The sequence below is a fragment of the Kribbella endophytica genome (genome assembly GCF_054781295.1).
On sequence record NZ_BAAGUR010000001.1, the window covers coordinates 824,273 to 847,240 of the forward strand.

At 70.4% G+C, this 22,968-nt stretch carries 22 protein-coding genes; 4 read left to right on the forward strand and 18 right to left on the reverse strand.

From position 1 onward, the window contains the following. Positions 1–19: 19 nt before the first annotated feature. The 5 genes from ACYVIO_RS04005 to ACYVIO_RS04025 are packed head-to-tail and all read right to left on the reverse strand — an operon-like array spanning position 20 to position 4,245. The gene (locus ACYVIO_RS04005; protein ID WP_460649260.1) at positions 20–991 is read right to left on the reverse strand and encodes a quinone oxidoreductase family protein; all 972 of its coding nucleotides are present in this window, start codon (positions 989–991) and stop codon (positions 20–22) included. 16 nt (positions 992–1,007) lie between these two features. Further along, a complete protein-coding gene (locus tag ACYVIO_RS04010) occupies positions 1,008–1,367 on the reverse strand; it encodes a hypothetical protein (RefSeq protein ID WP_460649261.1) in 360 nt (119 codons plus the stop codon). After that, positions 1,364–2,227 (reverse strand): DODA-type extradiol aromatic ring-opening family dioxygenase, encoded by an 864-nt coding sequence (locus tag ACYVIO_RS04015; protein WP_460649262.1) that lies wholly within the window; start codon positions 2,225–2,227, stop codon positions 1,364–1,366. The genes ACYVIO_RS04010 and ACYVIO_RS04015 overlap by 4 nt, the downstream gene beginning before the upstream one ends. Positions 2,228–2,275: 48 nt before the next feature. After that, the gene (locus ACYVIO_RS04020) at positions 2,276–3,070 is read right to left on the reverse strand and encodes a citryl-CoA lyase (protein WP_460649263.1); all 795 of its coding nucleotides are present in this window, start codon (positions 3,068–3,070) and stop codon (positions 2,276–2,278) included. Further along, entirely contained in the window at positions 3,067–4,245 is a 1,179-nt protein-coding gene (locus tag ACYVIO_RS04025; RefSeq protein ID WP_460649264.1) for a CaiB/BaiF CoA transferase family protein, read from the reverse strand. Before ACYVIO_RS04025 ends, ACYVIO_RS04020 begins: the two co-directional genes overlap by 4 nt. A 166-nt stretch (positions 4,246–4,411) precedes the next feature. On the opposite strand from ACYVIO_RS04025, the gene ACYVIO_RS04030 reads away from it, so the two are divergent. Both ACYVIO_RS04030 and ACYVIO_RS04035 read left to right on the forward strand, forming a co-directional pair. Next, on the forward strand, positions 4,412–5,896 hold the full coding sequence (locus tag ACYVIO_RS04030) for an amidohydrolase family protein (RefSeq protein WP_460649265.1): 1,485 nt from the start codon (positions 4,412–4,414) through the stop codon (positions 5,894–5,896). A gap of 85 nt (positions 5,897–5,981) precedes the next feature. After that, positions 5,982–6,815 (forward strand): IclR family transcriptional regulator domain-containing protein, encoded by an 834-nt coding sequence (locus ACYVIO_RS04035; protein ID WP_460649266.1) that lies wholly within the window; start codon positions 5,982–5,984, stop codon positions 6,813–6,815. Here the strand turns inward: ACYVIO_RS04035 and ACYVIO_RS04040 are convergent. Genes ACYVIO_RS04040 through ACYVIO_RS04050 form a run of 3 tightly spaced genes read right to left on the reverse strand, consistent with a single transcriptional unit; the run spans position 6,785 to position 8,674 of the window. Then, positions 6,785–7,480 (reverse strand): hypothetical protein, encoded by a 696-nt coding sequence (locus tag ACYVIO_RS04040; protein WP_460649267.1) that lies wholly within the window; start codon positions 7,478–7,480, stop codon positions 6,785–6,787. The genes ACYVIO_RS04035 and ACYVIO_RS04040 overlap by 31 nt on opposite strands. Next, complete coding sequence (gene pyrE / locus ACYVIO_RS04045) at positions 7,480–8,025, reverse strand: orotate phosphoribosyltransferase (RefSeq protein WP_344178549.1); 546 nt, start codon at positions 8,023–8,025, stop codon at positions 7,480–7,482. The genes ACYVIO_RS04040 and pyrE overlap by 1 nt, the downstream gene beginning before the upstream one ends. Positions 8,026–8,041: 16 nt before the next feature. Then, positions 8,042–8,674, reverse strand: a complete 633-nt coding sequence (locus ACYVIO_RS04050; protein WP_460649268.1) for a class E sortase — start codon at positions 8,672–8,674, stop codon at positions 8,042–8,044. 106 nt (positions 8,675–8,780) lie between these two features. Here ACYVIO_RS04050 and tdh point away from each other — a divergent pair, with 106 nt between their 5' ends. Beyond that, complete coding sequence (gene tdh, locus ACYVIO_RS04055; protein WP_460649269.1) at positions 8,781–9,830, forward strand: L-threonine 3-dehydrogenase; 1,050 nt, start codon at positions 8,781–8,783, stop codon at positions 9,828–9,830. Next, positions 9,830–11,011, forward strand: a complete 1,182-nt coding sequence (locus tag ACYVIO_RS04060; protein ID WP_460649270.1) for a glycine C-acetyltransferase — start codon at positions 9,830–9,832, stop codon at positions 11,009–11,011. Before tdh ends, ACYVIO_RS04060 begins: the two co-directional genes overlap by 1 nt. On the opposite strand, the gene ACYVIO_RS04065 is transcribed toward ACYVIO_RS04060, so the two are convergent. From ACYVIO_RS04065 to ACYVIO_RS04110, 10 genes are all read right to left on the reverse strand, one after another. After that, positions 11,008–11,268 carry a LapA family protein gene (locus ACYVIO_RS04065; RefSeq protein WP_460649271.1) on the reverse strand — a complete coding sequence of 87 codons (261 nt, stop codon included), beginning with the start codon at positions 11,266–11,268 and terminating at the stop codon, positions 11,008–11,010. The genes ACYVIO_RS04060 and ACYVIO_RS04065 overlap by 4 nt on opposite strands. Continuing rightward, on the reverse strand, positions 11,268–12,518 hold the full coding sequence (locus tag ACYVIO_RS04070) for a hypothetical protein (protein ID WP_460649272.1): 1,251 nt from the start codon (positions 12,516–12,518) through the stop codon (positions 11,268–11,270). Before ACYVIO_RS04070 ends, ACYVIO_RS04065 begins: the two co-directional genes overlap by 1 nt. Continuing rightward, on the reverse strand, positions 12,515–13,540 hold the full coding sequence (locus tag ACYVIO_RS04075; RefSeq protein WP_460649273.1) for a thiopeptide-type bacteriocin biosynthesis protein: 1,026 nt from the start codon (positions 13,538–13,540) through the stop codon (positions 12,515–12,517). Before ACYVIO_RS04075 ends, ACYVIO_RS04070 begins: the two co-directional genes overlap by 4 nt. Then, entirely contained in the window at positions 13,530–16,319 is a 2,790-nt protein-coding gene (locus ACYVIO_RS04080) for a lantibiotic dehydratase (RefSeq protein ID WP_460649274.1), read from the reverse strand. The genes ACYVIO_RS04075 and ACYVIO_RS04080 overlap by 11 nt, the downstream gene beginning before the upstream one ends. Then, the gene (locus ACYVIO_RS04085) at positions 16,316–17,941 is read right to left on the reverse strand and encodes a SagB/ThcOx family dehydrogenase (RefSeq protein ID WP_460649275.1); all 1,626 of its coding nucleotides are present in this window, start codon (positions 17,939–17,941) and stop codon (positions 16,316–16,318) included. Before ACYVIO_RS04085 ends, ACYVIO_RS04080 begins: the two co-directional genes overlap by 4 nt. A 34-nt stretch (positions 17,942–17,975) precedes the next feature. Further along, the gene (locus tag ACYVIO_RS04090) at positions 17,976–19,883 is read right to left on the reverse strand and encodes a TOMM precursor leader peptide-binding protein (RefSeq protein ID WP_460649276.1); all 1,908 of its coding nucleotides are present in this window, start codon (positions 19,881–19,883) and stop codon (positions 17,976–17,978) included. A 94-nt stretch (positions 19,884–19,977) separates the two neighbouring features. Continuing rightward, complete coding sequence (locus ACYVIO_RS04095; protein WP_077018662.1) at positions 19,978–20,163, reverse strand: hypothetical protein; 186 nt, start codon at positions 20,161–20,163, stop codon at positions 19,978–19,980. Positions 20,164–20,278: 115 nt separating this feature from the next. Then, a complete protein-coding gene (locus ACYVIO_RS04100) occupies positions 20,279–20,461 on the reverse strand; it encodes a hypothetical protein (protein WP_077018661.1) in 183 nt (60 codons plus the stop codon). An 83-nt stretch (positions 20,462–20,544) separates the two neighbouring features. Continuing rightward, a complete protein-coding gene (locus ACYVIO_RS04105) occupies positions 20,545–20,730 on the reverse strand; it encodes a hypothetical protein (RefSeq protein WP_344178525.1) in 186 nt (61 codons plus the stop codon). After that, positions 20,730–22,940 carry a hypothetical protein gene (locus tag ACYVIO_RS04110; RefSeq protein ID WP_460649277.1) on the reverse strand — a complete coding sequence of 737 codons (2,211 nt, stop codon included), beginning with the start codon at positions 22,938–22,940 and terminating at the stop codon, positions 20,730–20,732. Before ACYVIO_RS04110 ends, ACYVIO_RS04105 begins: the two co-directional genes overlap by 1 nt. Positions 22,941–22,968: the final 28 nt, after the last annotated feature.

Genomic DNA, 22,968 nt, shown 5'->3' on the forward strand with positions numbered 1-22,968 from the left:
CGGTGCGGCGCGAGCGCGGTCAGATCGTCAGAACCAGCCGGCCCGCGATCTGTCCGGCCGCTTGGCGCTGCCAGGCCTCCGAGACCTCGGGCAGTCCGACGGTCTGGTGGGCGATCGTGATCGACCCGGCCGCGGCGTGCCGCAGTACGGCGGCCAGCGCCTCGGCCCGTTGCTCCGGCGTCAACGCGTTGTTCGTGTACCCGAGCACGCTCGCGGATCGGCTGCGCAGGACGGCCGAGGAGAACGTCGCCTCGTCGCCGGAGGCGCCACCGAGGTTCACCAGTCGTCCACCCGGCGCGAGCAGGCGGCTGGCCGCGGTCGCCGCCGTACCGAAGACGGGGTCGATCACCACGTCCACTGCACCTCCAGTCGCTGCCGCGAGACGCGCCGTGACCTCGTCGACGTCCGCAGTGAGCAGCACCGCTTCCTCCGCGCCGGCCGCGAGTGCGCGTTGCCGTGCCTCCTCGGACCGGCACAGGGCCGTCACCCGGCCGGCCTCCAAAGCACGCGCGGCCCCGATGGCGATCTGCCCGACCGCGCCCCCGCCACCGAGCACGAGGACCCGCTCCCCCGGCCGCGTCCCCGCCCGCCAGGTCAGCGCCATCCAGGCCGCGACCCCCGACAGACCGAGCGCCGCGACCACGGTGTCCGGGACGTCGTCCGGCAGGACGACGAGGTCCGCGTCCGGTACGGCGCAGCGCTCGGCGAAGCTGCCGTCCCCGGCCGCCATCCCGGCCGAGGTCGCGAAGAAGACCCGGGTCCCCGGCGCCACCGCCGCCGAGTGCTCGACCACACCGACCCCCTGGACGCCGGGCACGTACGGTACCGGCGGCGCACCGAAGTACGACGTACCGGAAGCGCACAACAGGTCGAGCGGTACGACGGGCGCGGCGACGACCCGGACGACGCTCCAGCCGTCGGCCCGGACCGGGTCCGGGTGGTCGGTCAGGGACGGGGGTTCACCCAGGATGCCCACTACTGCGGCGCGCACGACGTTCTCCTCGCTGTCAGGTGGCGATGTCGGGGTACGGCAGGGTGAGGTGCTCCATCGCCTTGGCGTAGGCGAGCTGGTACTCCAGCGGACCGTGGTCACGCTCGAACACCGCGATGAACAAGGTCAGCGTGAGGAACGGGTGAGCGCCCAGGCCGAACAGCGCCACGTGGTCTCGCTCGCGCAGCGCCGTACGTTCCTCCTCGGTGAAGGCCAGCCACGTCGTCCGCTCGTCGCTGGTGCAGTTCAGCAACTTGTTCGCCAGCTCCGCCTCCCACCACTCGACGGTTCCGGCGGGGTCCTCCCGGTAGCGCTCGACCAGCTCGGGATCGCGGTCGACGGTGTAGAGGAACTTGTCGAGCAGGTACTTGCTCATGCCGGCGCTCCGTTCGGGTACCAGGTGAAGTAGGCCTCCATCGTGTGGAACAGGTCGAGCGAGTCGACGTGGTCGGCCTTGGCGCCGTCACCGGCCGCGCCCATCATCAGCAGGAAGTCCATGAACCCGTGGGTCGCGTTGCCCGGCAGGTGCAGGCTGTCCAGCGTCACCTCCGCCAGCGCGCCCTCGATGTCACCGGAGCCGATCCACCCGACTGCCTTCCGGTCGAACTCCGGATCGGGGCCATGGGCACCGAACTGGCGCGGTCCACCGAGCTCGAGGGACAGGTGGCCGGTGCCGATGATCGCCACCCGCTGGTCGGTCGGCCAGGACTCGACCAGCTGCCGGATCGTCCGGCCCAGCTGCACGAACCGCTGCGGCCGCGGCAGCGGCGGCGCGAAGATGTTGGTGTAGATCGGCACGATCGGCAGGTCCGCCTCCGGCCGGAGCGTGATGATCGGGCAGGTGATGCTGTGGTCGATCCGCAGTTCGTTGCTGAAGGCAAGGTCGAAGCCGGCGTCCAGGCCGTCGCGCAGGATGTGCGCGGACAGGTCCTCCTGACCGGCCAGCGTCATCCGGGGCAGGCCGAACTCGCGTTCCTCGTTGTAGAAGTTCGCGTCGAAGTACGGCGCCTTGCCGACCAGGAACTGCGGCATGTTGTCCAGCCAGAGCTGGTGGAAGTGGTCGCTGCCGACCATCACCAGGACGTCCGGCCGGGCCTTGGTCAGCGTCTCGCGGAACGCCTCGATCTTGGCCACCCACTCGTCGGCGAACGGCGGCCGGTCGGCGCCGGTCGCCGTACTGGCGCGGTAGTAGAACGGGTGGTGCGTGGACGCGATGACCGCGACGACTTGGGCCATGACGTGCTCCTCGTGGTCTCAGGCGGTGGGGTCTCAGGCGGTGGGGTCTCAGGCGGTGGGGTCGACGTACACGGCGTTGCGGTCGACGGTCAGGTAGGCGTCCATGCCGATCGGGCGGCGGTGCTCCTCGGCGAGCTGCCCGAGCAGACCGGCGGCCCGGGCCAGCAGGGCGAAGCCGCGGAGCAGCTCGATCGGGAGCCCGAGGTCGGCCAGCGCCGCACCGCACACGCCGGCGCCGTTCAGCGGCAGGCGACGACCGAGGACCTGCTCGTGGACCCGCCCGATCGCCTCGAACAGTCGCAGGTGCGGGCCGTGGAGCCCTTCCTCCTCGGCGATGCCGATCAGTACCGGCGTTCGTGGATCGCGCACCTTGTGCACCGGGTGACCCAGCCCGGGCACGAAGCGCCGAGCCGCCTTCGCCTCGCGAACGACGTCGAGCGCGACGGCGTCCCAGCCTTCGTCGTCGTCCGGCAGTTCGCCGTCGAGTCGCTCGAGCGCCGCGTGCAGGAACGCGCCACAGTCCTCGGTCACCCCCAGGAAGCGGGAGCCGCCCCCGAGCAGGCCGGCCGCGAGGGCCCCCTGCAGCGAGTCCGGCGCGGACAGATAGGTGAGCCGGGCGGCGATCGCCGTCGGCGTGAAGCCGTGATCGGCCAGCGCGACGAGCACGGCCTCGAAGACCCGGACCTCGGAGGGCGTCGGGCGGCGCAGCGCGACCAGCCAGAAGGCCAGCTCGCCGAAACCGACCTTGCCCATCAGGTCCTCGGTCAGGTCCTGCCCGAGCAGCCGGATCTCGTCGGCCGTCGACGTCCCGAGCGAGGTCGGGAACCTGGGAGTCTCGGTCATACCGGTCCTTCCTCCGTACGCCGTTCGCTCGCGAGCCACCGCCGGATCTCGTCCCCGTGCTCGTCGAGCGCGGGAGGCGGCAGCAGGTAGTCGGCCGGCGTCTCCGAGAAGGTGATCGGGTTGCGCACGCCCGGTACGGCGTGGCCCGCCGAACCGACGGTCACCACCGGGTCGAGCCCGATCTCCTCGGCGAAGGCGACGCCGCCGTCCACGGTGTTGATCGGTCCGCACGGCACACCCGCGGCGATGATCGCGGCGAACCACTCGCTCTTCGTCCGCGTCCTCAGCCGCTCGACCAGCAACGGCCGCAACTCGTCCCGGTTCTCGGTGCGCTTCTCGTTCCGCTCGAACCGCGGATCGTCGGCCAGCTCGGGTACGCCGAGCACCTCGACCAGCTTCCGGAACTGGCCGTTGTTCCCCGCCGTGATGATCAGGTCGCCGTCGGAGCACGGCAGCGGTTCGTACGGGAACAGGCTCGGGTGGCTGTTGCCCATCCGGGTCGGGACGACGCCGCCCGCGACGTACGCGCTGGACTGGTTGACCAGGCCGGACAGGGCCGAGGACAGCAGGTTGACCTCGACGTGCTGCCCGCGACCGGTCGCGTGCCGGGCGTTGAGCGCGGACAGGACGCCGATCGTGGCGTGCATCCCGGCCATCACGTCGAAGACCGAGATGCCGGCCCGGAACGGCTCGCCGTCGGGATCGCCGGTCAGGCTCATCAGCCCGGAGATCGCCTGCACGATCAGGTCGTACCCGGGCAGCGCGGCACCCTTCGGCCCGCTGCCGAACCCGCTGATGGACGCGTAGACGATCTTTTCGTTGCTCGAAGCAACTGTGTCGTAGTCGAGTCCGAAGCGGGCCAGCCCGCCCGGCCTGAAGTTCTCGATCAGGACGTCGGCGCGCCCGGCCAGGGCCTGCGCGACGGCGAGGTCGTCGGGGTCCTTCAGGTCGAGCGCGATCGAGCGCTTGTTGCGGTTCACGGCCAGGTAGTACGTCGAGACGCCGTCGCGCACCGGCGGCTGCCAGGACCGCGTGTCGTCACCGCCGGGCGCCTCGACCTTGATCACCTCGGCGCCGAGGTCGGCCAGCAGCATGGTCGCGTACGGGCCGGCCAGGATCCGGGAGAAGTCGGCGACCACCAGACCGGCGAGTGGGCCGGAGCGCGGAGCGGTCATGCACCCAGCTCCTCCCGCTACGGACACTTGTCCGTTGAAGTCTCTGCGCCTTGCAGTCCGAGTGTCAAGGGCAGGCGGTTGAACTCTTGACAGCCTCGAACGACGCTTCGATAGTGAGGATGACCGTCATACGGACGCTCGTCCGCTGCTCCATCGGGAGGAATCCATGACCACATCCGAGGCTCCCGCGCCCGGCCGGCCGGTGGTGCTGCGCGGCGGCACCGTGCTGACCATGGACGACGCCCACACCGTGCTCGCCGAGGCCGACGTCCTGGTCGTCGACGACCGGATCGCGGCGGTCGGGCCCACGCTCGACGTGCCCGACGGGACCTTCGAGATCGACGCCCGCGGCGGCCTGGTGATGCCCGGCATGATCGACACGCACCGGCACATGTGGCAGACCGCGATGCGCGGGTACGGCGCGGACTGGACGCTGACGCAGTACTTCGTCTGGTACTACCTCGAGCACGGCAAGGTGTTCCGCCCCGAGGACATCCGCGCCGGCAACCTGCTGTCGGCCTGGGAGTCGCTCGAGGCCGGTGTCACCACCACCGTCGACTGGTCGCACGGGTTGCAGACCGTCGACCACGCCGAGGCCGCCGCCGACGCGCTGCAGGCCGTGCCGGGTCGCTTCGTGCTTGCCTACGGCAACATTCAGGCCGGGCCCTGGGAGTGGACCGCCGACCCGGCGGTCCGGTCGTTCCTGGACCGCCGGCGGACCGGGGCCGGAGACCTGTTCGGCGTCCAGCTCGCCTTCGACGTGACGGGCGACCCGGCGTTCCCGGAGCGGGCCGCCTTCGAGGTGGCCCGCGACCTCGGGCTGCCGGTGACGACTCATGCCGGCGTCTGGGGTGCGACCAACGACGACGGCATCAGGCTGATGCACGAGAACGGTTTCCTGACGCCTGAGACCGTTCTCGTGCACGCAGCCACCCTGACCACCGACTCCTACCAGCGGATCGCGGCGAGCGGCGCGTCGGTCTCGGTGTCGACGGAGTCCGAGCAGAGCGCCGGTCAGGGCTACCCGCCGACCTGGCAGGTCCGCCGGTACGGCATCGGGGTGTCGCTCTCGATGGACACCAGCGTCTGGTGGAGCGGCGACCTCTTCTCGGCGATGCGGACCACGCTCGGCGCCGACCGGTCCCGCGAGCACCTGGAGGCGCACGTCAAGGGCGAGACGGTGACGCACGTGCACCTGCGGGCCGAGCAGGTGGTCGACTGGGCCACCCGCGGCGGTGCCCGGGCGCTGGGCCGTGACGACCTCGGCAGTCTGGAGGTGGGCAAGAAGGCGGACGTCGTACTGATCAAGAACGACGCGTCACCGGTCTCCTTCCCGCTGCTGAACCCGTACGGCCAGGTCGCGTTCCAGGCCCAGCGCGGCGACGTCCACACGGTGCTGGTGAACGGCCGCGTCGTGAAGCACGAGCACCGGCTGGTCGGTGCCGACCTGCCCGCCGTACGGCGTGAGGTCGAGGCGACGGTCGAGCACCTGCGCTCGACGCTGGGCGAGGAGGCCTGGCTCGGCGGGATGAACCCCGGGCTGCCGGACGAGGACGTGCTGGACAACCCGTACCAGTACACGGCGTACAAGTCGGAGTCGACCCGGGAGGCGCGGGGCAGCATGTTCGGCGAGCCGGGCGCGGGGACCTGACCGGAACGCGCTCGCCGGGGCCTTAGGCTCGTCGGCGACGACCGGCCCGCGCCGCGGGCCGCGGCAGATGTGGAGGCAGGCACCGATGGCAGGACGAGGAGCGGGTCCCGATTTCGTCGAGTCACTGGCTCGCGGTCTCGACGTGCTCGCCTGCTTCGACGCCGACCGCCGGAGCATGTCGCTCAGCGAGGTCGCGACCGCGGCCGGGCTCGCCCGGCCCACCGCGCGCCGCCTGCTGCTGACCCTCGAGGAGCTCGGCTTCGTCCGCTCGACCGGCGGCGCTTTCCAGCTCACGCCGAAGGTGCTGACGCTGGGCATGGCGTACGTCGGCGCGCTCGGTCTGTGGGACATCGCCCGGCCGCACCTGGAGGACCTGGTCAGCCGGACCGGCGAGTCGTCCTCGATGGCGCAGCTGGACGGATCCGACATCGTCTACGTGGCGCGGGTGTCGGTGCCGAAGATCATCGCGCTCCGGGTGGACATCGGCACCCGGTTCCCGGCGGCGCAGACCTCGCAGGGCAAGGTGCTGCTCGCCGGGCTGTCACCCGACGAGCTCGAAGAGACCCTCGCGCAGCCGAGCCGGGCCGGGCTGCCGGCGTACATCGGCCGCTCGGCGGACCAGCTCCGCGAGCAGCTGACCGAGATCCGCGCCCGCGGCTGGGCGCTGGCCGACGAAGAGCTGGCGCCCGGCGTACGGTCTGTTGCTGCTCCGGTGCGGGACGGCACCGGAACGGTCCAGGCCGCCATGAATGTCACGGTGCACGCCGCCGAGACGTCGACCGACACGCTCCTGACTGACTACCTGCCCCTGCTCCTGCGCACCGCCGGTGACGTCAGCGCCGAGTGGGCCCTGTGGCAGTCACGCCCGCACGTCGAGCTCGATCGCGCTCAGGACTCCCGAGGGTCGACGCCTGCGTAGTCCCGCCAGACGTACGGCGGGACCTGGTCGATCACCTGCTGCAGCAGGTGCAGGCGGTTCGTCACTTCGGCGGGGTCGTGGGCGCCGCCGTCCCAGCCGATCAGGGAGTTGCCCTCGATGCGCCAGCCGATCTCGCCGCGGGCGAGGAGGAGCTCCATCATCCGCGGGTGCACGACGGCGTGGCCGAAGCGTTCGTCGTCGGCCTTGACGCGGAACGCGCGGTTGAACTGGTCGCTCTCGAACTGCAGGTCGCGGAAGCCGAGCGCGTTCGCGACGGCGCCGCCGAAGATGCCCTCGTGGGTGACCTGCAGGTGGGGCAGCGGGCCGGGCAGCTGCATCACCACGACGCCGAACTTGTGGGTCTGCGTCGTCCGCTGACCCTTCGAGTCGGTCGAGTGGGTCTGGTAGCTGTAGTCGAAGGCAACGATCTGCCGGCCCTGGAACGCACCGGTCAGCACGTTCTTGGCCCGCCGGTGGTCACCGCGCTCGAACGGCTCGCCGCTCCACTGCCTGGCCAGCCCGTTGTTCTCCGGTGTGTACGCCAGCCCCTGCTGGGCGGCGAAAGCGGCGAACTCCTCGCGCCGCTTCTTCGCCGCCGCGTAGTTGAACCAGATCACCGCACCGACGACCACCACGCCCAGTACGACGATCAGAACGGGATCCATCAGCTCAGCCCGAGGTCGTCCAGACCGAACAGCCAGCGGTACTCCAGCCCCTCGGCCTCGACCTTCTCCTGCGCGCCGGTCGCGCGGTCCACGATCACCACGACCGCGACCACCTCGGCACCGGCCTCACGCAGCGCCTCGACGGCGGTCAGCACCGAGCCGCCGGTCGTGGAGGTGTCCTCGACAGCGAGCACCCGGCGACCCTTTACCTCAGGTCCCTCGACCCGGCGCTGCAGACCGTGCGCCTTCTCGGCCTTCCGTACGACGAACGCGTCCAGCTTGCGTCCCTTCGCGGCGGCGGCGTGCAGCATCGCCAGCGCGACCGGGTCGGCGCCCAGCGTCAGACCGCCGACAGCGTCGTACTCCAGGTCGGCGGTCAGCTCGAGCAGCTGCGGCCCGATCAACGGCGCCGCCTCGGCGTCCAGGGTGACCCGGCGCAGGTCGACGTAGTAGTCGGCTTCCTTGCCCGACGCCAGCGTCACCTTCCCGTGCACGACGGCCTTGGTCTTCACCTGGTCCAGCAGGGCATCCCGATCTGAGCTCATGAACCGACAGCCTAAATCAGGACTTGTGCTCGGTTTTCACCAAGTGCGCGAACGCGACCGATCGGTCCGGGGAGTGGAACAGGTCCTGGCAGGTGGTGAGCGTGAGCATCGGAGTGGTGGCGGCCTGTTCCGGCTTGCCGGGGACCGGGTCGAGGACCCAGGTGTCGGCGGGCTTCACGGTCAGGTCCTTCGGGGAGCCGTCCAACTCGTAGGTGTAGACGGCGTCCGCGGTCTCGACGATCACCTGGTCGCCCTTGGTCAGCTCCAGCAGCTTCCGGAACGGCGATCCGTGGGTGACCCGGTGGCCGGCGAGCGCGAAGTTGCCCGGTTCGCCCGGCAGCGCGGTCTGCGGGTAGTGCCCGATCCCGCGGGACAGCTCGTCCTTGCCGACGCCCTCGACGACCGGCTTCTCCCAGTCCGGACCGAACTTCGGGATCCGCAGCAGCGTGATCGCCGTACCGGTCTCCGGCTTTTTGTCCGGAGCGATCGACGGCGCCTGCCAGCGGTCGCGCAGGTCCTGCTCGAGCTGGTCCATCGTCCGGTTCGAGGTGATCCCGGTGCCGAAGTACTGCCAGCCGACCCAACCGAGCAGCCCGACCCCGGCCAGCACCAGCACGATCCCCAGTCCTCTGACCAACCCCCGACCCATGGCGACCAGTATGCAGATCGACTGCAAAGCCTGTGTACGACGTGTCGATGGACGCGCACCGTTGCCGAGGACGACGATGTGACGGCGACTCGTCGAGGAGGATGCAGTGAAGGCGCTGGTGAAGGCGAAGAACGAGCCCGGCCTGTGGTTGCAGGACGTCCCGGAGCCCACGATCGAGGCCGACGAGGTCCTGATCAAGGTGCTGCGGACCGGGCTGTGCGGCACCGACCTGCACATCCAGAACTGGGACGCCTGGGCGCGGAAGAACGTGCCGGTCCCGATGGTCACCGGGCACGAGTTCTGCGGCGAGGTGGTCGAGATCGGCGCCGGTGTCCGCGACGTCGCGGTCGGTGACGTGGTCAGCGGCGAGGGTCACCTGGTCTGCGGCCGCTGCCGCAACTGCCGGGCCGGCCGCCGCCACCTGTGCATCAAGACCCGCGGCCTCGGCGTCCACGTCCCCGGCGCGTTCGCCGAGTACGTCGCCCTGCCGGCGATGAACGTCTGGGTGCACCGCGACCCGGTCGACCTGGACGTGGCCGCGATCTTCGACCCGTTCGGCAACGCCGTCCACACCGCGCTGTCGTTCCCGGTGGTCGGCGAGGACGTGCTGATCACCGGCGCCGGACCGATCGGGATCATGGCCGCGGCCGTCGCCCTGCACGCCGGCGCGCGGAACGTGGTGATCACCGACCTGTCCGACTACCGGCTCGACCTGGCCCGCAAGCTCGGCGTGACCCGGGCGGTCAACGTCGGCGAGGAGAGCATCGCCGACGCCCAGCGCGGGCTCGGGATGCGCGAGGGCTTCGACGTCGGGATGGAGATGTCCGGGCAGCCGGTCGCGCTGCGCGACATGCTGGCGAACATGAACCACGGCGGCAAGATCGCGATGCTCGGGCTGCCCTCGGACGAGATCGCGATCGACTGGGGCACGGTCGTGCTCAACATGCTGACGATCAAGGGCATCTACGGCCGGGAGATGTTCGAGACCTGGTACTCGATGTCGGTGATGCTGGAACGCGGCCTCGACCTGGCGCCGGTGATCACCCACCGGTTCGGGTACGCCGACTTCGAGCTCGCCTTCGACACCGCGCGGCACGGGCAGTGCGGCAAGGTGATCATGGACTGGACCACCCCGACGTACGAGGAGAAGCACTGATGCTCGGCCGGATGCGCGACGACCTGAAAACCACGATCGGCGAGATCCGGGACGCCGGGCTCTACAAGTCGGAGCGGGTGATCAGCTCGCCGCAGAACGCCGCCATCTCGGTGGCCTCCGGCCAGGAGGTGCTGAACTTCTGCGCCAACAACTACCTCGGCCTGGCCGACCACCCCGAGGTCGTCGGGGCGGCGCGCGACGCGCTGGACCGGTGGGGCTTCGGGATGGCGTCGGTGCGGTTCATCTGCGGCACCCAGGAGATCCACAAGGACCTGGAAGGTGCCCTGAGCAACTTCCTCGGCACCGACGACACGATCCTGTACAGCTCTTGCTTCGACGCCAACGGCGGCCTGTTCGAGACGCTGCTCGGCGCCGAGGACGCGGTGATCTCCGACGAGCTCAACCACGCGAGCATCATCGACGGGATCCGCCTGTCGAAGGCCAAGCGCTACCGCTACAAGAACCGCGACATGGCCGACCTGGAAGCGCAGCTGAAGGACGCCGCCGACGCGCGGTACCGGCTGATCGCGACCGACGGCGTGTTCTCGATGGACGGGTACGTCGCTCCGCTGGACGAGATCTGCGACCTGGCCGAGCGGTACGACGCGCTGGTGATGGTCGACGACTCGCACGCGGTCGGCTTCGTCGGCCCGGACGGCGCCGGTACGCCGTCGCTGTTCGGCGTGAAGGACCGCGTCGACGTCGTCACCGGCACGCTCGGCAAGGCCCTCGGCGGTGCCTCCGGCGGCTACGTCTCCGGCCGCGCCGAGATCGTCGAGCTGCTGCGCCAGCGCTCGCGCCCGTACCTGTTCTCGAACTCCCTGGCCCCGTCGGTGACGGCCGCTTCGCTGAAGGCTCTGGAGCTGATCGGCGGGTCCAGCGACCTGCGTGACAAGCTCGCCGCCAACACCGCCCTGTTCCGCACCAAGATGACCGAGGCCGGCTTCGACGTCCTCCCGGGCGACCACCCGATCTCGCCGGTGATGATCGGCGACGCCGCCGAGGCCGGCCGCCTGGCCGACAAGCTCCTGGAGCTCGGCATCTACGTGATCGGCTTCTCGTACCCGGTCGTCCCGCACGGCAAGGCCCGCATCCGCACGCAGCTCTCCGCGGCGCACTCCACCGAGGACGTCGAGAACGCGGTCGCCGCCTTCATCGAGGCCCGCGCCGCGCTCGCTTAAGGCTTGCCCGGCCCGCCCTCGATCGGGGGCGGGTCGGTGTGCCGCCGTACGGCGTCCAGGTAGATCCGGTCGGCGCGTTCCTGAACGCGCTCCTCCGACTCGATCCGCAGCTGCTCGCGCTTGGTCAGCTCACGCTCCCGGGCCATCGCCAGCTCGTGCTTGCGCTGGCGGCTCTGCGTGACACCCCAGATCAGCCAGCCACCGCAGCTCAAGCCGAGCACGAACAGGATCCCGAGCAAGGTCTGCAACAGTTCCATCAGGCCGCCTCCGTCGCTCTCCGCTTCCAGACTATGGCCCAGCGCAGCAACCCGCAGACCGCAACGGCCTCGACAGCCAGTACGGCGACAGCCGCGCCCGGGCTCCACAGGTCGGCCAGGGTGAGGTACCAGCTGCGGACCAGCAGCACGATCGCCGGCCCGAGGATCGCGGTCGCCAGTACGGCGTACCCGGTGTAGATCACCTTGGCCCGGCGCGGGTACCCGGCGATCCCGGCCGGTCCACGCCGCAGGAACGCCCCGGCGTACCGGAACGACTCTCCCTGCAGGTTCGACGTCGAGGTGGCGTGCTCGAGCATGTGGTACCCGTCCAGCTTGAGCACAGGGACGAGGTTCGCCACCGCCGCGACCACACCGAACAGCAGCAGCGCGGCCGCGAGGCCGTGCCACCAGCCCGCTTGCGGTCCCCACCGCCAGAGCGCGGCGAACGGGATCAGCGCGATCAGGTTGACGTAGATCCCGGCGAACGACGTGACGACGCGTTGGCCCGGCCGCGGGAACGTGACGACGTCGTCGACCTTGCAGTACGGCGCGATCATCGGGAACCGCCACATCACCCCGATCTCGGACGGGCGCCCGCCGTACCGGACGCAGGCGATGCCGTGGAAGAACTCGTGCCCGGCGATCACCAGCCAGCCGACGGTCAACCCGACCAGGGTCGCGGTCCAGCGCGAGGGCGAGTCGGCGACGGCCGACCACAGCGTTGACCAGTTCAGCAGGACCAGGACCGCTACCAGCGAACCGATCAGCGTGAGTGGCACCGCCGCCCACGGACTCAGCAGCCAACCGATTCTGCGAGCCAGCGGTACCGCGAGCTCGGCCGCGCCGGGAACGGGCCGACGCCACAGCAGCGGAGACCGTCCGGCGGCCCGACGGGCCACCGCGGCCTTCTCCCGTACGGCGTCCAGCTGCTCGGGCACGGCCGGCTCGACCAAGGCATGGGAGTGCAGCAGACCGAGCAGCTGCTGCCAGTGCGCCTCGCCCAACCGTTTGCCGAACTGCTCGGCGTAGGCGGTGCTGATCTCGGCCAGCGTCCGGCGACCGTCGAGCTGCGCCATCAGGAACGCCTCCCGCGGACCGACCTTCAGGAAGGCCTGGGTCTCGCGGTCGCCGATGATGTGAACGACCGAGGGCCCCTTGAGCAGACCAGGACCGATCCGGACCGTCGCGCGCAGGGCGGGCCGGGCCTCGGCCAGCCAACTGCCGGCCGTTGGGTCGCTGACGGTCGTCATACCGATGCCTGGGCCGCAGCGGGTTCCAGCGCCCGCTCGATCAGGTACGACAGGTAGATCTCGTCCAGGATCGCCACCCCGAGGCGGTTGTTGGTCATGTGGATGTAGGAGCTCAGCAGCACCGCCGCCCGCGCCCTCGGATCGGCGATCGGCTCGCGACCGGTGCCGCCTGTGCGGCTCGGGAACAGCAACTGGCCGGCCTCGGCGTCCACCTTGCTGCGGAGTTCGCGGCAGTGCGTCAGCCAGGTCCGCTCGATCCCGGACAGCTGCTGCCCGGACTCCCCCGCGCTGATCGTCCGGATCCGGTCGACCCGCTCGCTCAGCGACGCCCGGGTCAGCTCGAAGCTCTTGTCGAAGGAGTCGTGGTAGTCGTCCGACGGCTCCTGGTACGACGTCTCCCAGAACCCGCGGTAGCGCTGGAAGAACTCCCGCACCGCCTCGTCGGTCTCGAGGAACGAGTACGCCGTCAGCAGCGACAGCTGCGTAGCCAGCCCGAGCAGGACCGGCCGGACGTGCGTGTTCGAGGTGGCGAGCAGCTTGGCGACCAGGTCGCTGGAGGCCTCGAAGTGCCACTCGCCGAGCTCCATGCCGACGGGTCCGCCGTACCGGTCGAACTCCTGGTCGTACTCCATCAGCGCGACGCTGTTGTTCGGCCGGAACGGCATGACGCCGTCGACGCCGTACTCCTCGACGAAGCGCTCCTCGCCGTACTCGGCCAGGTACATCTTCTTGTAGATGTCGCCGAGGCCCTCGATGTCGGTGTCGTAGAGCGCCGGCCGCCGGGCCAGGAACGCCTCGACCGCCGCGGTCGCACGCTGCGTCACCTCCTCGCGCAGCTCGGGCCGGGACGGCCGGAACCTGATCCGCAGGTGCGGTCCCTCCATCCAGTACTTGATGAAGAACCAGCGATCGATCATCTTTTCGTCCCGTAGTTCGTCGACCAGCGGACGGACCGCCTCGACCAGGATCGGATTGGCGTCGCTGGCGTAGAAGACGTGCAGGGCCACCCATTCATTCGTCATCGTTGTCCCTCCCGGTGTCGTAGAGCTCCAGCAGCAGTTCGCAGACGTGCGGCCGGCCGTGCTCGTCGGTCAGCCAGAGTTCGTCGGTGTCCGGGTTCGCCTCGGTCAGCACGATCCGCGCCGAGGCGCCCATGGCCAGCTGTTCCAGCAGGTGCAGGGACATCCAGCTGTCGAAGTCCACCGGCAGCGGTTTGCGGCCGGCCTTGCGTTCGGCGCCGGGCGTCTCCGGGGCATCGGGTTCCGCGCCGTCGTCGACCGCGGACTTGGCCGCCGCGTTGTCGATCTGGGCGAACAGCCGCGCGGGCAGCCCGTGGTCGAGCCGCCATCGCCGTACGCGGAGCAGGTGCTCGGCGTCGGAGTGCCGCGGATCGCGGAACGGGAAGACCGCGGTGTTCAGCTTCCACATCCGCCGCTGCAGCACCAGATCGCCGAGGACCAAACGCGGGTACGACTGGATGCCGTCGACCGGGATCGGGTCGCCGGTCCCTGCCCACAGGTCGATCTGGGCCATGCCGCTGGGTGAGAAGCACAGCAGGATCTGCTGGATCTCCGGCAGCGCCATCGGCATCAGGAAGCCCAGGTAGACCGGCACGACCTCGCGACCCAGCCGGGTCGACATCAGCCGCACCCGGTCGGCCGCGGCGTCGTGCACGAGGAACAGGTCGTCCAGCGCGATCTGCTCGTCCTTCGGCCGCGTGCTCGCGTCGCCCGGACAGACGATCTCGTACTGCGTGACGGCCGGGTGCACGTTGAGGTTCGTCGTCTCGTAGCCGCCGCGCAGCTCGGCCAGGACCGCTCCGTCCGGCGCGTAGTCGCGCAGGATCTCGCTGATCAGGTCGCGCGCCCGGGTGCCCTCGGTGTCGAGGCTGTGCGCGAACCGCGAGAACATCAGCGTCAACCCGGCGTAGGCCTGGTTGAGGATCAGCCGACCCGGCTCACGGTCCCCTGTGGCCAGTTGGACGAAGAAGGACCACGGCTGCTGCTCACCCGGCGGCAGCTCACGTCGTACGGCGTCGACGAAGTCGGGGCCGAGACGGATCTCCTCGACCGGTCCGGGATCGTTCGAACGCAGGTCGCGCAGGTGCAGCGACGCGGCCTCGCGGGCCTTGTCGACCGCGACGATGTCCGGCAGCTTGAACCAGTTCTCCTGCGGCACGAACGCGTTGTCGTCGTCGAACTGCCGGCGCCGCAGCGATCGCCGCGTGTAGGGATCGAAGAAGTCGCGCTGGAACTCGTGGCAGAACCGGACGACGTCCTGGCAGTCGCCGCCGACGCCGTACCGGGCCTTGAAGAATCCCTTGGCAGTAAGGCGTCTGGACACGTTGAGGTCGAAGGCCGGCAGCAGATCCGCCAGGTCGGCGAGATCCGGGAGCAGCGTGCGCTCCCACAGCCCGCGGTCCACGTCCATCCCGTCAGCGGTGATCGTGGTGTCCTCGTAGATCACCGTCCGCGGCACGAGCTGGTCGGACGCACCGAGCTGCTCGAAGCACGCCCGGACGTGATCCCGTACGCCGCTGAGCATCGCCGCGCGACCGCGCGCCGGCGTACCGGGGTAGGCGTCGATCAGATCCACGGCGGACTGCAGCGAACCGGCCAGCTGCCGCAGGGCCGGGTGGTCCTGCGCTTCCAGCGCAGCGATCAGGACCTTGGTGGGGTCACTGGCTCGCAGGTCGATCTGGAGGTCGGGCGCGAGCAGAAAACCCAGCCGGAGCAGGTGCCCAATCAGCTGGTCCGCCTCGGCGAGCGTCCGCCCGTCGGCCTTGGCCGCGATCAGTCGGCTCAGCTCGGCCAGCGTCGGCCTGTCGTCGCGGGTCAGCTCCACCACGTCGTCGAGCGCCGGGCCGGTCGGCAGGAAGAACAGGTTCTCGTGAACGTTGTCGATGGCAACGACCGCGTCCGGGTCGCTGCTGGACGCCGTACGACGACGGACGTAGCGCATCGTCTCGCCGTCCGAGCTCGCACCTGGCGCGAGCGCCACTCGCAGACCGGAGCGCAGGGTGGAATCGGCCAGCACCACCGCGGAGAGCCGGGCCAGCACAGCGATGTTCAGTCGGACCGTCGAGCGCTGCTCCAGCGACGTGGGCTCGGGTCGCGGCCGCGTTGCCGTGTCGGAGAAGCGGCCGAGGCCGACCGAGGTCAGCGTGCTGAACGGACTGGTCTTGAGCGCCGCCCGGTAGAGCAGCTCCAGGAGCGTCCGCTCGACCTGGCGGCCGTGCTTGTCGACCTTGCGCGTCGGGTCGAGGTACCGGTCCATGTTCTTCTCGAGGACCTCCGACTGCAGCAGTACGGCGCTGCGCAGCTTGTCGTCGGCCAGGATCTCCCGGGCCCGAGCACGAGCTGCTGTGAGGTCCTCACCCAGTACGGCGACGCCCTGGTCGAGGAGCTCGCTGACGCGGTTGTACGCCGCGATCCACTGGTGCGTCAGGGCGCGGGGCGCATCCGGCAGCAGCGGCTCGGCGCGGGTCACCGTGGCCGGTCGCGGACGCCGTCCGTTGAAGGCGTCCCGGCGGAGGTTGATCAGCGCCACCCGGTCCGGGTCTTCCGGATCACGAGCCGCCAGGTCGGTTTCGAGCACCTCACGGACTTCGCTCGCCAGCGCATCCCGGGCGGCCTCGGCGGCGAGCACCTGCTCGGTCCAGGCGACGGCGGCCGGCGTACGCAGTACGGCGACCGCCTCGGCGGGCTGACCCGCGACGCGCAGCAGGAAGCCGGAGCCGAGCCGCCAGCCGGACGTCGTACCGGTCTCCGGGCTGTAGGGGTTCGAGAGGACGTCGGTCATCGTGGGTCTCCTTGGGCCGGACGGTGGTGCACGCCGTGGTCGTAGCCGGCCCGGCCGGCGCGTTCGTGGCCGAGCAGGAGGAAGAGCATGCTGCGCTCGTCCGTCTCCTCGAGGCCGAGGAACTCGTCGGCGGCAAGGTTGTCGATCCCGAGGACTGCTCCGATGCCCAGGCCGCGGGCGGTCGCGGCGAGGTAGCTGGTCTGGGCGAGCTGGCCGACCTCGACACTCAACATGCGATAGCCGTGGGCGCCGTAGGCCTCGACCAGCGCCTCCAGGCGTCCGGTGATCACCAAGACGGCGGCGACCTCGCTGAGGTTGTAGTTGGTCAGCGCGTAGTGCCGCTGGACTTCCCGGTAGTCGAACTCCCCGCGGGCGATCAGCTGGTGAGCTGCTGGGTCGTAGGCGTAGGCGCGCTTCTCCAGGCCGTCTACGGCGTTCGGCAGCACCCAGAGTCGCGTCCAGGGGTCCTGCCGCGGTGCCGGTTCGACGTCCGACCCGGCGCGAGTCATCTGGGCAGTGGTCGCCAGTACCGAACCCAGGTCGGCGGTCGACAGTTTGGGATGTGCGGAGAACAGGCCGAAGCTGGATCGCCTGGTGCGCAAGCTGGTGGTGAGGTCTTTCGTCGCCGGGTCGAGCGGAGGCAGCTGTACGACGGCGCCGGTGATCGGCGGTGGAGCGACCGAGGTGGCCCGGGGAGGCCTGGGCTGGTTGCCGACGAGGGCTGCTGCGTGGACACGCTCGACCAGCTCGAAGTCGCGGACGCGTTCGGACTTCTCCCAGACCCGCAGCTGTGGCGGCTCACCAGGCTGCGCTTCGGTCTTCATTGTTCGGCTGGGACCCAGCGGGACGACCACGAAGGGTCCTTCGGTGCGGCCGTCCACGGCGAGCGCCGTACTGACCGGTCCCTCGTCGAACCACAGCACCGGCTCGACCGTGTAGCCGGCCGCCGCGAGCACGAGCCGCCAGGAGGCGAGCAGCGCGCCCACGTCCTGGGTCACGACGTGGTAGCTGAACGAGTTGTACTTGAACGCGTTCTTCCAGAACTTCAACGTGGCCACGAGATACAGCCCGGCGTCGACGCCCGTTGCCGCTGCCAGCTCGGCGCAGCGGTTGGCCGAGGACAGGCGGTCGAGACTGTGGTGAGCCGTGTCGTAGTGGTAGACCCCGGCCCGCAGCGGCGCCTGGCCGCCGGCCACCAGGTAGCTCTCGGCCGGGTACATGCCTCCGCCGGACGCGGTCGGCCGAGCCCAGACCGGCGCCGCGGGCCGCAGCTTCGCGGCGCTGTCCTCGTTCCAGTTCAGCCCGGTACGCCGGTCGATCAGCCCGTAGCAGCCCAGCACCGAAGCCAGTACGTCGAGCGAAGGCATCCGGTCGTCCGCAGGACCGGCCGCACGCGCCGCGGCCTCGTCCACCCCGAGCGACGGCAGGTTCGCGAACGGTACGGGCAGCGGCAGCTTGGGCGCGTCGACGTACAGCTTGTGCCTGGACGGCTGGTCGCTCCAGTCCACCTGGAAGCCGAGCGGCGGCAGTGGCACCCGCTGGCGCTCGAACATCCGGCGTGCGTAGTCCATCGCGACTTCCGCGCGGTTCGGCCCGGCGGCGGCATCGATCTGGCTGGTCACCTGCGCTCAACTCCTACGGAAGACTGTTGATTGGCTACGGGAACGGGTGCGGCACTCGGTGCAGCTGCTCGGGCTCGAGCGGCTGGGAGGTCAGCCCAGCGGCGTACGGCGCCCACAGCGTGCGTGGCATGGTCAGCACCCGCTGGCGCCGCCAGCCGAAGTCGATCGGGATCAGACCGGGCACGATCGTGGCGACCGTGCGCAGGCCCATCGCGAGCTGCTCGGGCGTGGTCTGGTCCACCACGACCGTGTCCATCCCCCGCTCGGCGAACAGCGCGACGATCTCCTCCACCGGCTCCCGCAGGTCGGTGGCCGGAGCACGCCCGGTGGTCCAGTTTGCGAACACGTCGTCCAGCGAGGTGACCTCGGTCTGCCGCAGCCAGTGCTGCGCGTGCTCGGCCATCTCCGGCATCCCGAACAGCAGCGCGTGGTGCGCCAGCTCGCCGACGTTGCGGTAGTCGGTCACCATCGGCCGCACCTCGTCCAGGCTCTCGGTCACCCGCTCCTCGAACCCGGTGACGTACGACGCCACCTCACACACAGCAGCCCGTACGGCGTCCGCCGGATCCAGCGAGGCGCCTCCGGCGAAGCACAGCGTGCCCGGACCACCATCACGCCGTACGGCGACCGCCCCGACCGCCGGCACCGGCAGATCGACCCGGATGTCGAAGCAGCGCAGGTCGTAGCCGAGCAGGTCGACATGGGCCCTCATCTGGCGGACCAGCGGGCTGTCGACGGTGTCCAGGTCGATCTCGACCGGCGTGAGCCCGGAGTACCAGCTGATCAGGAAGGCGTCCCGCTCGATCAGTTCGAGCTGGCCGTGCAGCACGGCCTCGGTCACCGAGCTGCCGGAGGCGCACCCGTTCGAGCACTCCTGCACGGTGTTGCGGTGGTCCTCGCGATGGTCGAGGTAGTAGACGATCTGCTCCGGGACGAGCAACGCGCGATCGTCGCGAACGGACCAGCCCCAGACCCACGGGACCTTCGGGTTGGTTGCCCAGGGCACGTACTTGTCGGCGTGGTCGACGTAGAAGTCCGGGGTGTAGAGCCCGCACTGCTCCATCTCGACGTACGGGACGGTCAGCTCGGCGGGCGTGGCCCGGAGCGCGACGTCCAGACGGCGCGGCTTCTGACCGGTCTCGCGTTCCAGGCCTTCCAGGGCGCCCAGCAGCTCACTGCGCCGGTAGCTCTCGGCGTGGCCGCTCCACCACATCTCGTGCAGCCCGTACTTGCTCCGCACCTCGAAGTGGCCGCTCGCCGGGGCGGTCGCCGTGGCGTGGTACGCGCGGATCGCGGGCCCGCCGAGCATGCCGCAGACCGGGTTCGCCAGGGCGTCCATCGGGAGGTCGAGGTCCTCCGGCTTCCGCGACCGGCCGCTGCCGGGACTCGACGCCGGCGTGGAGACCAACTGGATCCGGGCGCCGTCGGCGGTGTCGGGTGTGGGCTCGGCGCAGACGTCGCAGGACGAGTCGCGGATGAGTCCGTAGCGCTCGACCTTCGCCGTACGGGTGTCGATCTCCCACACCGGGTACGACGGGCCGTCGGTGCTCGCCTCACTCGCGATCCGGCTCAGCGTGGCGGCGATCGCCAGCGCATGGTGGGCCGGAGTGGTCCACGCGGTGGTCAGTACGCCGTGCGGGTGGTCCAGGATGCGGCGCTCGACAGTCGGGCGGCAGACCACCCAGCGCCGGTCGAAGCAGGTCGGGCAGGGTCCGGCACCACCAGGGGTCGCGGCGACGACCAGGGTGCCGGCGTAGATCCGGATCGTCACTGTAGCGGCCGACTCCGGCGGACCGATCGTGGTCCGCTCCTCCTGGCCGGGCAGGCCGAGGACGGCGACGTCCAGCGTCAGCACCGGACCGGGCGGCAGCAGCGCGGCGATCGCCGTACCGACGGTGGTCGCCGTCGGAGGAGCCGTAGTTGTCTCTTCCACTGTTGTCACTGGGTGCTGCTCCTTCACGGTCCGGGGCGGGAGGGGTGAACATGCTGCGGACCAGGGCCCTTGGTCCGCAGCACTCAGCTCACGAGCACACCTGTCAGCCGCAGCTGGAGGTGCTGGTGCTCGTCGAGCAGCAGCTCGAGGTGCTGCAGGAGCAGCAGCTGGAGCAGCTGCAGGACGAGCTGGTGGCTGCGAGGTCGAGCGACGGGTCGGTGATCTCGTCGACCTCGAAGGTGACGGCCTCGAGGTCGAGCAGTTCGAGGCCGAGCGACTGAGTGCTCATAGCGGTCTTCCTTTCCTTGTCCTGCGCGGCTGGTCAGCCGCGTCTGGGCGGAGCGGGTCGTACCGTGCCGGCAACGGGCAGGGCGTCGCCGTACCGCGGGGTGGGCGGACGGCGGTCAGCCGCCGCCGCACCCGGTGCTGGTGCTGGTCGAGCAGCAGCTGGACGTGCTGCAGGACGAGCAGCTCGAGCAGGAGCAGCTCGAGCTGCACCAACCGGCCGCGTCCTGGCCGAGGTCGATGATGTCCTCGATCTCGAACGTCGCCGTCTCGAGCACGAGCAGCTCTTCGCGGAGCGCCATGGTGATTCACCTCCTTCCTGGGCGGGTAGGGCCGCCACCCGATCGGGCGGCGGAACCTTGGGGAGGCAGTACCTGGCTCTGGCTCAGCTGGTACTGCTGCAACTGCAGCTGGAGCATCCGCAGCAGCTGGACGTGCTGCAGGAGGAGCAGCTCGACGTACTGGTGCTGGAGCTGCACCAGCTCGCGGCCTCCATGCCGACGTCGGCGATCTCCTCCACCTCGAAGGTGACGGTCTCCAGCGACAGCAGTTCGGCGGTCAGATCAGTCATCACGACTCCTTCGCGGCGGGGGCGGTCGAGCGGAAGAGCAGCACCCGGGCGACGGCGGTGACACCGGCGAGGTCGGGTGGGGTCAGGTCGACGACGGCGGCCCGGAGGCCGATGCCGGTGTCGGCGCCGGTGAGGCCGGTGGCGGTGAGGGCGGCCAGGATCTCGTCGTCGGTGGTGTTGTGGGTCAGGTTGGCGGGCCCGGGGTCGGTGGCGCCGTGGGTCGGGTCGGCGGGCCCGGGGCCGGCGGTGCCGTGGGTCGGCTCGGGGTCAGCCGTGCGGAGGCCGGTGAGGTCGGCGTCCAGGCCGAGGCGGTGGTCGACGCGGGCGAACGGCGTACTGGTGAGCTGGCGTTCGCCGACCGCGGTGAGCAGTGCCGACTCGGCGGCCGCCCCCCAGGAGCTTGCGGCTCTGGCCAGCTTGGTCGTTCCCGCACCGTTGCTGACGGCAACTATGGCGACGGGGACGGCGCCACGGGCAAGCTGGAAGGAGACACGGTCGCCGGCGGCAGTCAGTTCGTTGACCAGGATCATCAGGCGGCGGTGCTGCTGCGGGTCGAGGGCCTGGGCGATCAGCTCATCCGGTACGGCGGTGACGGGCAGTTCACCGCGGGCCGCGGCGGCAACGGCGGCTGATCCGGCGGCTGCTACGAGGGCACGGGAGATCGCCTCGGCGGTGGTCGGTGCGGCGGCAAGGCCTCCCAGGTCGGGCTCGAACTCGGCAGCGTTCCAGTCCAGCGGCCCGGCCAGGACGGCTGCCCGGTCCACCGCCAAGGGCTCGCCTGTCCTGAGGTCAGCAGCTGCCGTCGGCACCGGCCGAGACGGCCCGACGCCAAGCCAGGTCTCCAGCAGCTCCGGTACGACGTACTCCGCGTCCGGCGCCGGCGCCTTGAGCAACTGACAGCGCCGGTGGAGGTTGAGCGCGTACCGCACCGCGGCTGCCTCCAGCGCAGCCAGCCTGGCCTCCAGCACCGTCTCGACCCCGAAAGTCACCAGGGGCTTGGCGTCGGCGGCGGGCGCGAGCAGCACCGCGGTCTTCACCGGAATCTGCGGTACGGCATCGTCGTCGAACCGCCGCATCAAGCCGACCGTGTCAGCCACCACCGAGTCGAAGCGCCGGTACGCGGTCTCGACACTGTCCGCCGCGAACTCTGCTACCCCGCCCGCTTCCGCGGCTCCGGCTGCCGCGGCTCCGAGTCCGGTGGCTCCGGCTTCGGTGGCTCCGACTTCCGTCGCGCTGGCCGGGACCGAGCTGCCCGCCGGGGACTTCTCCGCGGCGCTCACCGCGGCCGGCTCGACGGCCGGGTGGGCGACCACGTGTTCGGTGTGGACGGTTAGCCGGTCCGGATCGACCAGCACGACCGTCTCGTCCAGGTCTGACGGCATAGTCCCCGAGAGCTGTTTGAAGATCTCGAAGCCCACGACGTTCAGCAGCATCGTGGCCGCCACGCCCGGCAGTGCGGATCGTGCCGGCGCCGTCGACGGGCCGGCGACCGCGGCTTGCCAGAGTTCCGCCGTACCGGAGAGTGCGTTGTCGCTCATCCGCAGGAGGGCCGACTGGATCGAGACCGATCCTTGCCAGGGGCCCGCGACGAGTTGGTCGCCCACTCGGATCACCGGCAGGAACGCCGTACCGGCTTGTCGTGCTTGCTCGGCGAGAGCGAAGAGTTGCTGCGACGGACCGTCCAGCGCCAGCAGGCAGACCAGGTCGGCTGTTTCCCCTGCCTGGGTTGACGTTTTGACGAAGCCGTCGGCAGCCGAGCCGACACCATTGGCGGTCAGCGCGGCGGCGAGCGTCGCGGTGGACTCGGCATCCTCCCCGACCACAAGGACGCGAGCCGCGGCGACCCGAGCGAAGCCACTGCCGTCGTCCCCATGATGCTCGAGCAGCGCGATCTGGCTCGGGAAGCGTTCTCGCACCTCCTCGTCGACCACGGCGCCCGCGCCGTCGAGTACGACGCCGCGCGAAGCCAGCGTGCCGAGCAGGGACTTCACCGCGCCGACGTGCGCCTCGGGGAGTCCGGCAACGATTTCACTGAGCTCGTTGCTGCCGTCCAGGTGCGGCAGCAGCGCCGACAGGTACCGGTACGCACCGGCCCCGCGGATGACGAAGGGGCCGTCGGCACCTCGGACGTAGACACCGTCAAGCGTCTCCAGGAAGGCCACGTCCTGGCGCATCCGCGGACGGACGAGTTCATCGGGCGGGTTGGTCACGGTCGCTCCTCGGGCGGAAGGGAGACGG